Source organism: Sphingomonas sp. CFBP 8765 (genome assembly GCF_014841445.1).
Lineage (GTDB): Bacteria > Pseudomonadota > Alphaproteobacteria > Sphingomonadales > Sphingomonadaceae > Sphingomonas > Sphingomonas aerolata.
Genome location: NZ_JACYTY010000004.1, coordinates 352112 through 365467, shown reverse-complemented (window position 1 = coordinate 365467; position 13356 = coordinate 352112). Strand labels below are relative to the sequence as shown.

13 protein-coding genes are annotated in these 13356 nt (G+C 67.1%); 6 read left to right on the top strand and 7 right to left on the bottom strand.

Annotated elements, in window-relative coordinates:
* On the top strand, positions 1-1503 hold the full coding sequence (locus tag IFT87_RS12965) for a tryptophan halogenase family protein (protein ID WP_192008751.1): 1503 nt from the start codon (positions 1-3) through the stop codon (positions 1501-1503).
* Between the two features lie 36 nt (positions 1504-1539).
* Here the strand turns inward: IFT87_RS12965 and IFT87_RS12960 are convergent, their stop codons facing one another.
* Positions 1540-2031 (bottom strand): nucleoside deaminase, encoded by a 492-nt coding sequence (locus IFT87_RS12960; protein WP_192008749.1) that lies wholly within the window; start codon positions 2029-2031, stop codon positions 1540-1542.
* Between the two features lie 214 nt (positions 2032-2245).
* Between IFT87_RS12960 and IFT87_RS12955 the strand changes: the two genes are divergently transcribed.
* Positions 2246-2554 (top strand): hypothetical protein, encoded by a 309-nt coding sequence (locus IFT87_RS12955; protein ID WP_031441090.1) that lies wholly within the window; start codon positions 2246-2248, stop codon positions 2552-2554.
* An 87-nt stretch (positions 2555-2641) separates the two neighbouring features.
* A complete protein-coding gene (locus IFT87_RS12950; protein ID WP_037528414.1) occupies positions 2642-2878 on the top strand; it encodes a hypothetical protein in 237 nt (78 codons plus the stop codon).
* A 54-nt stretch (positions 2879-2932) separates the two neighbouring features.
* On the opposite strand, the gene IFT87_RS12945 is transcribed toward IFT87_RS12950, so the two are convergent.
* Together IFT87_RS12945 and IFT87_RS12940 are read right to left on the bottom strand one after the other, a co-directional pair.
* Complete coding sequence (locus IFT87_RS12945; protein WP_084215039.1) at positions 2933-4783, bottom strand: glycoside hydrolase family 15 protein; 1851 nt, start codon at positions 4781-4783, stop codon at positions 2933-2935.
* Positions 4784-4945: 162 nt separating this feature from the next.
* Entirely contained in the window at positions 4946-5788 is an 843-nt protein-coding gene (locus IFT87_RS12940) for a response regulator (RefSeq protein WP_037528420.1), read from the bottom strand.
* A 141-nt stretch (positions 5789-5929) separates the two neighbouring features.
* Here IFT87_RS12940 and IFT87_RS12935 point away from each other — a divergent pair, with 141 nt between their 5' ends.
* The 3 genes from IFT87_RS12935 to IFT87_RS12925 are packed head-to-tail and all read left to right on the top strand — an operon-like array spanning position 5930 to position 8765.
* Positions 5930-6649 (top strand): response regulator, encoded by a 720-nt coding sequence (locus IFT87_RS12935; RefSeq protein ID WP_037528413.1) that lies wholly within the window; start codon positions 5930-5932, stop codon positions 6647-6649.
* Entirely contained in the window at positions 6646-8022 is a 1377-nt protein-coding gene (locus IFT87_RS12930) for an ATP-binding protein (RefSeq protein ID WP_192008747.1), read from the top strand. The genes IFT87_RS12935 and IFT87_RS12930 overlap by 4 nt, the downstream gene beginning before the upstream one ends.
* 26 nt (positions 8023-8048) lie before the next feature.
* Positions 8049-8765: a hypothetical protein gene (locus tag IFT87_RS12925; RefSeq protein WP_052380856.1), complete on the top strand. Its 717-nt coding sequence runs from the start codon at positions 8049-8051 to the stop codon at positions 8763-8765.
* A 9-nt stretch (positions 8766-8774) separates the two neighbouring features.
* Here IFT87_RS12925 and IFT87_RS12920 read toward each other — a convergent pair whose 3' ends face one another.
* The 4 genes from IFT87_RS12920 to IFT87_RS12905 all read right to left on the bottom strand — a co-directional run bounded on the left by IFT87_RS12920 (position 8775) and on the right by IFT87_RS12905 (position 13173).
* Complete coding sequence (locus IFT87_RS12920) at positions 8775-9266, bottom strand: Spy/CpxP family protein refolding chaperone (protein WP_031439836.1); 492 nt, start codon at positions 9264-9266, stop codon at positions 8775-8777.
* Between the two features lie 39 nt (positions 9267-9305).
* Positions 9306-9482 carry a hypothetical protein gene (locus IFT87_RS12915; RefSeq protein WP_156360410.1) on the bottom strand — a complete coding sequence of 59 codons (177 nt, stop codon included), beginning with the start codon at positions 9480-9482 and terminating at the stop codon, positions 9306-9308.
* A 152-nt stretch (positions 9483-9634) separates the two neighbouring features.
* A complete protein-coding gene (locus IFT87_RS12910) occupies positions 9635-12457 on the bottom strand; it encodes a TonB-dependent receptor (RefSeq protein ID WP_031439837.1) in 2823 nt (940 codons plus the stop codon).
* A gap of 389 nt (positions 12458-12846) precedes the next feature.
* Complete coding sequence (locus IFT87_RS12905; protein WP_031394510.1) at positions 12847-13173, bottom strand: hypothetical protein; 327 nt, start codon at positions 13171-13173, stop codon at positions 12847-12849.
* Positions 13174-13356 lie beyond the last annotated feature (183 nt).

The window sequence follows — 13356 nt, the reverse complement described above, 5'->3', positions numbered from 1 at the left end:
ATGGATACCCCGCCGAAAACCCGTGTGATCATCGCCGGCGGCGGCACCGCCGGCTGGCTCGCCGCGGCGCTGCTGACGCGACAACTCGGCGCGCTGGTCGACGTCACGCTGATCGAGTCGGACGAGATCGGCACTGTCGGCGTCGGCGAAGCGACCATCCCCACGGTCCAGGCCTTTCATGCACTGCTTGGCCTCGACGAGCGCGCGTTCATGGCCGCCACCGGCGCGACGTTCAAACTCGGCATCGCGTTCGAGGGCTGGGCACGCCCCGACGATCGCTATGTCCATTCGTTCGGCGATGTCGGGCGGTCCACCTGGATGGGCGACTTCCAGCATTTCTGGCTCGAAGCGCGCGCCAACGGTCTGCCCGGCGACTTTGGCGACTATTGCCTCGAACTCCAGGCCGCAGAGGCGCGCCGCTTCACCATCGGTCAGCAGGGTCCGCAGCTCAACTATGCCTATCATTTCGACGCGGGCCGCTATGCCCGCTTCCTGCGCGAGCGCTGCGAGACCGCGGGGCTGACCCGGATCGAGGGACGGATCGCCGGGATCGATCGCTCGGCCGAGACCGGCCATATCGATGCGGTCATCCTCGCCGACGGCTCGCGTGTCGCAGGCGATCTGTTTCTCGACTGCAGCGGGTTTCGCGGCCTGCTGATCGGTGATGCGCTGGGTGTCGGCTATGAAGACTGGAGCCACTGGCTTCCCGCCAACCGTGCGCTCGCAGTGCAGACGACGTCGGTCGAGCCCGCCCGGCCCTATACCCGCGCGATCGCGCATGATGCCGGCTGGCAGTGGCGGATCCCGCTCCAGCACCGCGTCGGCAACGGCATCGTCTATTCGAGCGAGTACCTCTCCGATGATGCGGCCCGGGACCGTCTGCTGGCGTCCGTCCAGGGTCAACCGCTGACCGACCCGCGCCTGCTGCGCTTCACGACCGGTCGTCGCCTGCGCGCATGGGAGGGCAATTGCATCGCGCTGAGCCTCGCCGGCGGGTTCGTCGAACCGCTCGAATCGACCAGCATCCATCTCGTCATGACCGCGCTGACCCGGCTGCTCCGCGCCTTCCCCTTCGACGGGATCAGCCCTGCGGTCGTCGCGCAGTTCAACGCGCAGACGCGGCGCGAGATCGAAGGCGTCCGGGATTTCGTCATCCTCCACTATCATTTGAATCAGCGCAGCGAACCGTTCTGGAAGGCCTGTGCCGCAATGCCGATCCCCGACACGCTGGCGGAGCGCATCGCGCTGTTCACCGATGCCGCGCAGGCTTATCAGTCGCCGGACGACCTGTTCCGCGTCAGTTCCTGGACCCAGGTCATGCTGGGCCAGCGTCTCGAGCCGCGCGACTGGCATCGCCTCGCGCGGATGATGCCGCCCGAACGGCTCGGATCGTCACTCGCGGAGCTGAAGGCGGGGATCGCACAACAGGTCGATCGGCTGCCCGCGCACCAGGCGTTCGTCGATCGCTATTGTGCCCAGGCCGCCACCGAGGTTGCGGCATGAGCGTCGGCAAACCCCGACCCGACGCATCGCCTCAGGTCAGAGATTGGCCTGTTCGTCGGTCGGCAGCTCCGCGTCCGGGCCATAATAAAGCACGGCGCATTCGGCCTTCAGGCACCCGCCCTCGATGACGATGTCGTCGCGATAGGCGTCGTGAATGAAGGCGAGCGTATCGACGTGCTTCGCCTCGAAATACATCGGATGCACGTCGTCGCGGCCCGCGCCATAGACGACGCGCCCGACCTTCGACCAGATCGACGCCATCGTGCACATCCCGCAGGGTTGCAGTGTCGAGTAGAGTGTCGCCCCGCGCAGTTCGAGTTCGCCCGTATCCTCGCAGGCGCGCCGGATCGCCATCATCTCGGCGTGCGCGGTCGCGTCCGGAAGCTCATGCGTCTGGTTGCGTTCGCCCGCGATCATCTTGCCGTCGAGCACCATCACGCAGCCCAGCGGTGAGGTCGACGGATCCGATCCCTTCGACCGTGCGATCGCGATCGCCTCGCGCATCCAGCGTTCATCATCCTGCATCATGGCGTCACCTCCCGGAATCACCGTGTAACGCACGGAAGCAGGTCTTGTTCGCCCGGTCCGGCAGAGCGAGCCCTAAATCGGCGATCGGCCTTTGCCGCCGGGTCAAATTCTTCGAAACGGCTGGGCGAAATCCGCCGATGCGCGTTGTCATCACGCGTTGCAGGACGGCCGATAGCCCGTCGTGCAGGACCTTTCGCATCCCGAGGAGCCATTGATGCCGACCACTCTCAAAGCCAAGTTCGACACGCGCCGCGAAGCCGAGATGACGGTGGAACGTCTCGTCCAGGAAATGCAGGTCGAGCGGACCGACATCTTCATCACGACCGACGGCGCAGACAACAGCGCTGGCGACGAACGCGCGGGCGCCGACACCGCAGGCGATAATCCCACGCCCGCGTCGCGCGCCGATGCCGCGCTCGAGGGCAAGATCATCGTTTCGGTCGATATCGCGGACGCCGGGCGCGCCAGCGACATCAAGGCCGCATTCGCCGAATTCGACGCCTCCGAGGTGGCAGAGCGCTAAACGCCGTGAGGACGGGGCGGACTCCACGATGACCGCCCCGCCCCCGCAACCGTCCCCCACTCCCTCCCCGACACCATGGAATCCGACATGACCGACACCACCGCCATCATGGCCCGCCAGCGCGAGATCGCGTCCGAACATCTGCTGTTCAAACTGATGGAATATGTCGAGGCGCAGCACCCGGGGCTGCTCGACTTCATGGAAGCCAGCCTCGACCATCTCGGCGACCCGGCGACCGACGAGACCAAGGATGATGCCGGTGTCCGTCAGATCGCCGCGCGCATGATCACCGGCGCGCGCAAACAGGGCGTCGACGCGGGCTGACACGTCCGACGACAGGCTGACGGCGGGGCTGCAAAACGCCGCGCCGCCCCGCCGCTAGCAGGCGTCCTGTCCGCCGAGCACGTCGAGCGCCATGACGTGCGCAAGGTGCGATAGACCCTGCGGCAGGTTGCCGAGAAACATGCCCGTCTTCGGATCGGCCATTTCCGTCATGATCCCGACGCCGCGATCGAGCGCTTCGGAAATGCCCGCAAGCGCCGCCTCCGCCCGATCACGCTGACCAAGCAGCGCACGCGCCTCGATCATCCAGAAGGTGCACGCCAGGAAACACCCTTCCTCTGACCACACGTCGCTGTAGCGATAGTGATAGGGCCCCGCCCCCAGTTCGCGGTCGATTGCGTCGAGCGTCTTTTCCAGCCGCTCGCGCCCGTCGAAGCCGAACCGCACCGCCAGCGCGAGCGACGCGTCGAGCTTGTCGCTGCCAGGGTAGAAGACGAACGCCTGCTTGGTCTCGGACCAGCATTCATCCTCGATCCACTGCGCGATCCGGTCGCGTTCGCGCGACCAGCGATCGCGGCACGTGGTCGGCAACTGCCCCTGGTCCGCCAGTTCGACCGCACGCGCCAGCGCTTGCCAGCAGCTGATCTTCGACATGGTGTAATGCTGCGACTCCTCGAGCTCCCAGATGCCGGCATCCTTCTGCCGCCACGCGTCCGCGCACCGGTCCGCCAAATGCGACAGCAGTTCGGCGCTCGACGCATCGAGGATATTGCCGCAACTGACGAAGCGGGCGGCGGTCTCGAATATGTCGCCATAGACGCCGTGCTGGTTCTGGTCGGTCGCAGTGTTGCCGACCTGCACGGGCTTCGACCGCCGATATCCCGGCACGTCGATTTCGCTCAGATCGGGGACCAGCGCGCCGTCGAGCGTATAGCAGACGCGCGGGCCGTGTTCGCCCAGTCGCTTCAACAGCCAGGTGAACGCCGCCTTGGCCTCCATCTGCGCCCCCGCGGCAAGGAACGCCTTGATCGTATAGCCGGCGTCGCGGATCCAGGCGTAGCGATAGTCGTAATTCTTCTTGCCGCCGATCCCTTCGGGAACCGAGGTCGTCGCGGCGGCTGCAATCGCACCGGTCGGTGAATAGAGCAGCAGCTTCAGCGCAAGGACGCTGCGGATGAACGCGGGGCGACGTTCGCCGTCATAGTCGATCCGGTGCGACCATTGCCGCCATTCCGCGTCCGAAATATCGATCCGCTCGTCGATATCGGCGATCGTCGGCACGACCAGCGGCTCGTCCTCACCCGCGACAATCGCGACGACCTCGCGCTGCCCCTGCGCGACCGTCAGCACGCCCGTCACCGCCTCGTCAGCGCGCTCCACGACGACGCCATCGCTGTGCAGAAACAGCCCCAGCACGCGGTCGACATGGAAGACCGGATATTCGCCGATCTTCGATTGATAGGGGCTCGCCCCGCTGGCCCTGCGCCCCGGGCGCATCTCGATTCTGAACCGGACGGCACCGTCGAGCCCGTCGATCCGGCGTGCGAGTTCGGTCCAGGGCAGCCGCCCGGCCGTACCGCTGTTCATCGATTCGGTTAGCCGCGCGCGACCGCCATCCGTGATGAAGAGCGTCTCGAGCACGTTGCTGCCGGGCAGATAGCGGCGCTCGACGGTGAACGGCTCGGTCGGGGTGATGCTGAACCGTCCCCCCTCCTCCGGATCGAGCAGCCGGTCGAACAGCGGCTGAGAATCGAGATTGGGCACGCACCACCAGTCGATCGACCCGTCCGCCCCCGACAGCGCGACCGACCGCCCGTCACCGAGCGCGCCATAATCCTCCAGCCGCAGATAGCCGTCATAGCGCACCCCGTCGCGTACATCGTCGCGCGCGGGTCGGGTGGTGGCGCGCAGCACGTCGCTGGCCAATGCGGCAAGGGTCTTGGCCATGGAAGTATCTGTCCGATCGCGTCTCTGCCCCCCACCAGGCCGGGTATTCGACGCTGGGGAAGCCGTGGTCGGACATGAACGTCGCGGCGTGCGCCAATATCCCGCCCCAACGCTATTTTCCTGGCCGCAGCCCGCAACGCGCCGACCGGGTCCGTCCGCCGCTCAGAGCGGGGACACGTCCGGCATGAAGATATAGCCGTTGCCACGTACCGTCCGGATCAGTTCGGTGCGGTCGTGCCGCTGCACCTTGCGCCGCAGCCGGCTGATATTGACGTCGATCGTGCGTCCCTTCGCCGGGCCGTCGCTGCGCCCCAGCGTCGCGATCATGTCGTCACGCGAATGGATCGTCTGCGGTTGCGCCACGAACAGATGCAGCATCTGGAACTCGCCATCGGTCAGCCGGACATTGGTGCCGTCGGGTGCGGTTAGCGTCCGCATCCGGCAGTTCAGCGCCCAGCCCGCAAAGCCGACCAGATCGTGGCTCTGCACGGGACTTGCGGCGCCAACGGGTCGCTCGATCGGCGCGGGGTCGGCAGGATCGGGCGACGCGCCGCTGGCCAGTTGCGCCCGTTGCCGCCGCAGGACCGACCGGATCCGCGCGAGGATCTCGCGCGGGCTCGACGGCTTGGTGACATAGTCATCCGCGCCCAGCTCGAGCGCGACGACCCGGTCGATCTCGCTCGACAGCGCGGAGAACATGATCACCCGCGGCGGATCCTGCGTCTGGGTCAGTGCGCGCAGCACCGACAGCCCGTCCTCGCCGGGCATCATCATGTCGAGCACGACGAGATCGCAGGGGCGATGCGCGAGCCGGGTTCGCAGCGCGGCGCCGCTCGCCACGGCTTCGGCGCGCAGGCCGTGATCGACCAGAAACCCCGTCAGCAACTCGCGCAGCCCGGGATCGTCGTCGACGATGACGATCCGCGCGCTGTCATCCGCCCCTCGCGTGCCGGCATGGAGATCAGGGCCGGGCACGGCGACGGAAACGCTGTTGGTCAAAATCATGCGCCTCGCCTGCAGGTCAGTTCTTTCCGGCATATGTCTGGATGTTGCGCAATCCGTCGCGCCGGCAACGACCGGCGGTGGCGTGGCATGATGCGAAATCGCTGAAACATCGCGAACACATACGTGGCATAGTGGCCGGCGATGCACTGCGCCGCTCCCGAACCCGCCGATACGATGCTGCTCGTGGTCGATGACGACCATGCGATCCGGACGCTGCTCGCGCAGAGTCTGGGGATGCACGGGTACCGCGTCGAAACCGCGACCAATGCGCAGGAAATGGACGTCGCGCTCGCACGGCATCCGATCGCGCTGATCCTGCTCGACGTGATGATGCCGGGCGAGGACGGTCTGGCGGCCTGTCGCCGCCTGACCCGCAAGGGCGCCCCCCCCGTCGTCATGCTCAGCGCACTGGGCGACGAACCCGACCGGATCCTCGGGCTCGAGATCGGCGCGAGCCATTATCTGACCAAGCCGTGCAGCCCGCGCGAGATCCTCGCCACCGTCCGCGCCGCACTGCGTGAACGCAATGGCGCGGCTGTTGAAACCGGACGCAGCTACGGCTTTCTCGGCTGGCGGGTCGATTTTGCCGCGCACGAGCTGCTCGACGGCGACGGCATGCTCGTCGACCTGACCGATGGCGAATTCGCGGTGTTGCGCGCCTTTGTCGAGCGTCCGCGCCGGGTGCTCGCGCGCGACGCGTTGCTGGAGGCGGCGCGGGGCCCGGACACCGACGCGTTCGACCGGGCGATCGACGTCCAGGTCAGCCGGCTGCGACGCAAGCTGCGTTCGCGCGGGGACGAGATCATCCGGACGATCCGCAACGAAGGCTATTTCTTCGTTCCCCGCGTGATCCGGCTGTGACCACGCCGCCACGCACGGCCGGCGCGACACCCGTCGGCGCTAGGGTCGGGCATCCACGACGCTGGCCGCTGTTCCTGCGGATCTTCGCGTTCATCCTGTTCACCGTCCTGCTCGTCCAGCTGCTCAATTTCGCCGCCGTCCTGCTCGTCCCGCCGCCGACGCCGGTGGTCTATTCGACCAGCCGGATCGCCTCGGTCGTGCGTGCCGGACGCGACCCGAGCGGGCTGCTGACGATCGCGGTCGCGACCGCCCCGCCGACTGAGCAGGGCGATGCGCGTGATCGCCATCTCGGCCGGGTGATCGCCGCCGATCTGGGCGTGCCGGCACGCGCGGTGATCGTCGAGGCGCGGCGCTATGGCCCCCCCTTGATGGCGGGCGCGTTTCGTCCGCCCATGCCGATGGGCATGCCCAAGATGCCGCCACAGTCGGTCGTCGACAACACGCTGTTCGGCGCGTTCGTCGTCTGGGTCCATGCCCCCGATGGCCAGTGGCGGACGATCCGCCCGGCGCGGCCGGCGTTCGGCTTGTGGCAGGCGCGGCTGATCCTGTGGTTCCTCGTCGCGATGGCAGTCGCGGCACCGGTCGCGCTGGTGCTGGCGCGGCGCATCGCCCGGCCGGTCGCGCTGTTCGCCGCCGCCGCCGACCGGCTCGGTCGCGATCCCCGCGCCGATCCGATCCCGCTGACCGGACCGCCCGAGATCATGGAGGCCGCGACCGCCTTCAACGTCATGCAGGAGCGGCTCAATCGCTATGTCGAGGATCGCACGACGCTGATCGCCGCGGTCGCACACGATCTGCGCACGCCGCTGATGCGTCTCGCGCTCCGGCTCGAAAAGGCGCCGGACGAGATCCGCGAGGCGAGCGAGGAGGATATCCAGGAGATGAGCCAGCGGATCGGCGCGGCGATGGCGTTCGTCCGCGACATGACCCGGCATGTCCGCCGCCAGCGGCTCGACCTGCGCTCGCTCGCGGAAAGCATCACCGATGATTATGCCGACCGCGGCGAGCAGGTGGTGCTGGCTCCCGGTCCGTCGCTCGCGATCGACGGCGATGCCCCCGCGCTCAAGGCGTTGCTGGTCAATCTGGTCGACAATGCCGTCAAATATGCCGGGCATGCCGAGGTCCAACTTTACCGCGACCGCGACACGGTGGTGATCGAGGTCGGCGATCGTGGTCCGGGCCTCTCCGCCGCCGATGCGTCGCATGCCTTCGAGCCGTTCTTCCGGGCGGAGCGGTCGCGCAACCGCGATACCGGTGGCACTGGCCTCGGGCTCGCCAGCGTCCGCGCGGTGGCGCATGCGCATGGCGGTGCCGCGTCACTGGAGAATCGCCCCGAAGGCGGTCTGATCGTGCGCGTCATTCTGCCGGCATGATCCGGCGCCGAAACAGGAGAAGACCGATGTCGATGCGCGCATGGACGGTGATCGCCGGCGGGATGCTGGCCGCGCTGGCGCCCGCCCCGAATGCCGCGGCAACAGCGCAGTTGAGCCCCGAGCCGGCGCGACCTGCCCGGCAGCGCCCGCAACAGGGCCGCGGCCAGCTGTTCATCAGCCCGATGGGCGAGCCGTTCCGCTCGACCCAGAAGGCCGGCGCCGCGCAGGCATTATGGTTCCAGGGCGCCGACCGCGACGGCGATGGCCGGATCACCCGCGCGGAGTTTCAGGCCGATGCGACCCGGGTCTTCGCGCATCTCGACCGCGGCCGCGATGGCGAGATCGATCCTGAGGACATCGCCTGGTACGAAAACATCCTCGTCCCCGAAATCCGCGTCCGCGGTGGAGGACGCGGCGGATCGGGGGGACGTCCCGACACCGGATCCGGCAAGCGTGGCAACGCCGCCAGCCGCCGCACCAGCACCGCCGACGCGACCTTGCGGATCGGCGCGGGTCGCTTCGGGCTGTTCGACCTGCCCGAGCCGGTCACGTCGGCGGATCTGGATTTCAACCGCGGCGTCGACCGGGCAGAGTTCGCCAAGGCCGCCGCCGACCGGTTCGCCGCGCTCGACCGCAATGGCGACGGCGCGATCCGGCGTCGCGAAGTGCCGCGCGCGGGCGGCGACACCTGGCGCAACGGCGACGACCAACTCGGGACTCCAACGCTGACGCCCGCGCGCTGACATGCCGCATCAGCCGGGTGGCGGCCCGGCCCCCAACGGACCACCCGGCCCACCCGGACCGGGGGGCGCATGGCGAAGCCGCATCAGCGCCTCGAACCCCGCGCGCTGCGGCGTGTCGAGACTGTCGTAGAAGCTGCGTGCTGCCATCAAGCGCGACCGGTCATGCGCTGCGTGCGCGGTCGCCTGCGCTTCGAACCGTTCGAGATGGCGGGCGAAATCCTCGCCACCCGGCATCGACGGGCCCGGGCGCATGTTCGGCCCCTCCCCGCCATCGCGCGGCGGCGGAGGCGGCCCCCAGGCGGACAGAAACGCAACGAGCGCGCCACGCTGATCGGGCCGCAGGTGCAGCAGCAGCGCGATATCGTCAGCCTCCCGGGCCTGCATCGCGTCGACATTTGCGGGCCCACGCTCCGGCCCACGCGGGCGCTCGGCACTGGCAGTGCAGGTCACACCGAGCAGCAGCATCGCGGCCAGCCAGCGTGCCGAACGCGGTTTCGTCATAATCATCGTCATCGTACTTTCCCCGTTCCGGCGCCGGTGTCAGCCGAGCATCCCGGATATGATCCAGCGCCGGCTCAGCGCGGATTTGGTGATCGTCGCCCCGCATCCACGGCAGGCGGCGCGCTGGATCGACGCGCCGGCGACATCGCGGTGCCGCGACCGGGGCAGATGACGCCCGACGCTGCAATCGGTGGTGCGCGGTGATGGCATCGACATGGCTGGCTCCCCGGTTCATTCCGTCGGGCCGGATATCGCAGCGCGGTTTGTCCCGAATATTTCAGCGAGCTGCCCCCCGGACGACAGACGGGAAAAAGCCCCGCCATCACGCTGGATGGCGGGGCTTTTAACAGTTGTACGGTTCGCCTCCCCTAGAACTTTACGTTCGTGCTGACGAAGAAGGCACGGCCATAGGGGTCGTAGGTCGACGGATAGGTGTTCGCCTGTTGCTGGTTGTCGCCCAGAATCGGCGGCTGCTTGTCGAACAGGTTGTTGACCCCGACCGACCAGGTGAAGCCGTCCTTGATCCGGAACGCCGCGGTCAGGTCGAAATAATCATAGGCCTTGATCCGCTCGACCGCATAGGTCGTCGCGCTGTCGTCGTCCTTCACCGCCGACAGATGGCGATACAGCACCGATACCGTCATCGGCCCGGTCGAATAGGTCGCCCGCGTCGACAGCCGCCATTTCGCATAGGGATTGCCGCAGGTCTGGCCGAACTTGCCCGCACAGTCGATCGTCAGGTCGGGGATCGCCGCCAGCGGGTTATAGTCGAACGCGATCAGCCGCGTACCGCTGAAGCGCAGGTCGAGCCGGCTGGTGTCGCTGCCGAACGCGCCGAAGCCGAGCGGCAGGCCGTAGCGCGCCTCGAAATCGACCCCGCGCGTCGTCACGCCCCCCGTATTGGCCAGCGTGTTGGCCGCATCGGTGATCGCAAAGCTGTTCGCGTCGCGCGGCAACGATCCGCAATAGCTCGCGTCATAGGGCGTGTAGCCATTGTCCGCGTCGCCGTAACAGGCGCGGATCAGGTTGGTGGTGCCGACCGTCGAGATATAGTTCGCGATCTTGATCTTGTAGTAATCCGCGGTGAACGAGAAGCCGGGCAGGAAGCGCGGCTGGAGCACGATGCCCGCGGTATAGGTGTCGGACGTCTCCTCGCGCAGCGCGGGGTTGCCGCCGTTCACCGTCTGGATCTGCGTGCTGCCGCCGTCATAGGCGGTGCCGATCACCGACGCCGCGACACCGTTCGACAGGCAGCTCGCATTCAGATTGGTGTTCGTCAGCGCCACCGCGGTCGTGCACGGATCGGTCGCGGCGGGAAAATCCTGCGACGCGCCGCTGAACAGGTCCGAAACGGTCGGCGCACGCACTGCCCTCGAATATTGGCCGCGCAGTGCGATGTCGTCGATCAGCGACCAGACCGCACCACCCGAATAGGTGTTCACCGATTTCGCCGCGGTCGAATAATAGGAATAGCGATAGGCGCCGTTGACCTCGAGCTTCTTCACGAAGGGCAGATCCGCGAGCAACGGTACCGCGACCTCGGTATAGACTTCCTTGACGTTATACCCGCCGCCCAGGCCTTCGCCCGCGTTGAAGCCGACCACGTCGCCCGACGACAGCGAGAAATCGGGATTGTAGCTGCCCTGTTCGCGGCGATATTCGGTCCCGAACACGATCCCGACCGGGCCCGCACCCAGATCGAACAGCTCGCGGTTCGAGATCGACGCGCTGGCGACCTGCTCGCTGATCGTGCTCGAATTCTGGACGGGGATGGTGATGAACGCAGCGGCCGCGTCGCTGATGTTGCCCGCCCCGAAGATGTTCAGCGGGACGCAGCCGTTGCTCGTATCCGAACACACCAGATTGCCGCCGGTGTCATAGGTCGTCCGCAGCGCCTGGAGCACGCGGCTGCGCGAGACGTTGCCGGTCTGGCTCTCGATCGATTTGGTCCGCGAATAGCTGTAATAGGCGTCGTAGTTCCAGCCGCCACCGATATCGCCCTTCGCGCCCAGCACGGTGCGATAGGCGGTGTTGTCGAGGCTCGACACGCGATTGCCGACCTCGCTCAGCCGTCGGTAGATGGTCGAGGTGACATAGCCGTCGCCATCCGTATCGAGCCCCTGGAGCAGCGCGCGCGAGCCTGCGGAGAGAAACGAGGAATCGGCGTCGAGCGAGACCGACCCGGTGAACGGCGTCGGCGCAAGCTGGTTCTTCACGCGGTTGTTGATGAACTGGCCCTCGGCATAGACGGTCAGCGCATCGCTGACGTCGTAATGCGTCTGCGCGCTCATCAGGAACCGCTCCTGCGGGACCTGCAGATAGTTGGACGGCGCATAATTATAGGCGTCGGTCGCAGCGCTATAGGCGGAAAAGCTCCCGTCGCGTTCGAACTTGCGGTTCACCCCGCCGATCGCGAACCGCGTGCCCTCGATCGAGCCCGACCCGCCTGCGATCAGGCCACCCTCGCCATCATCGACCTGCGCCTGTCGCGAATAGTCGCGCGCCGACTGAAGGATGCCGTTGCGCTTGGTATAATCGAAATAGACCGTCGCATTGCCGCGCCCGTCCTCGAAATTGCCCCCGAGCAGCAAATTGCCGTTGAACGTGCCGCCATCGCCCGCTTCGTTGATGCGGTAGTTCGCATTCACCTCCGCGCCGCTGAAATCCTTCTTCATGACGAAGTTGATCACGCCCGAAATCGCGTCGGAGCCATAGACCGCGGACCGGCCACCGCTGACGATGTCGACGCGTTCGATCAGCCCGGCGGGGATGGTGTTCAGATCGACGACCTGGTTCGAGTCATAGGCGACGTAGCGACGGTTATCGACGAGCACGAGCGTTCGCGTCGAACCCAGCCCGCGCAGATCCGCGGTCGCCACGCCGCCCCCGGGGTTGTTCGACGCCCCCGTCGTGCTCGGCACGAGCTGCGGCAGGTCCTTCAGGACATTCTCGACATTGGGCTGGCCCGACAGTGCGAAGTCCTGCGCGCTGACCACCGCGATCGGTGACGCCTGCTGCAACTGGAGACCGCCCAGCCGCGATCCGGTGACGACGATCGTCTCGCCATCGGCCGGCGCAGCGTCGTCAGGCACCGCCTGCGTAGCCGGGTCGACGGTCTGCGCGACGGCCGGTGCACTTAAGCCAAGCAGAAGCGTGGACGCCAGAAGGCGTTTGCGAAAGTCCAGACGCATGGTGATACTCCCTGAGCCGCAACACTTTGGGTTGCGCGGCATTTTTTGCGATGACGGATATGGTCCGTCCGGCAAAGCTGCAGGGATTTGACGGGGTCGACAACGGCTAAGTCGTCATCGAACCGTCATGCGTTCGACCTGTTGTTAGGCAGCCACGGTTTGTTACAAACCATGTCGCAAGCAAGACTGTATCGTGTCTTTGATCGCAGCGCGGACATCAGCCAAGCATCACGCCGCCGGTCGGCGGAACACGACGGTCACGCTCCGCACGCGTTGACCCACAGCTCGGCTCTGTACTCGAACGCCAAACCGCAGCGCTTCGATCGCCACGGCCAAGCCGGTGGCCGACGACCCGCGTATACCGGCTTGGGGCGGCACGGTCGCGCGGCTCATTGGAACGTCGACCCGGCGGCCATCGCCTTGCTTGGGCTCAGCCCCTGCTGCTCGAGGAACTGGTTCAGCGCCGCGACCAGATCCTGCGCAGCCCCGCTGGTCAGCGCGACCCGCCCGACGACGACCCGCTCGACCGACGGCGCGTCGCGCGTGTGATCGCACCGCGCGCTCTCCAGCGTCAGCACGATCACGCCCGACAGATTGGCGAGCCCGGCGAGCCCCGTGGCGAAGACTTCGGGCGCGAACGGATTGTCGACGAGCGGCGGCAGCGTCGGCGCGCTGATCGGCGCGGATGACGGGACGGATTTGATGGCGACACGCATGGCGATGGTCCTCGCAGGATGAAGGGGCGAGCCGATTGGCCCGCACGGCGCTCTAGCCAGCGACCATGTCCCGAACATTTCCCGCCACTTGCTCCATGTGTCAGCCGGTCCCGGCGACCGCGCGGTCGCGCTCGTTGGTGACCCAGTGTTGCAATCCGGCCGGCGCGCGCCATCCGCCGGAAA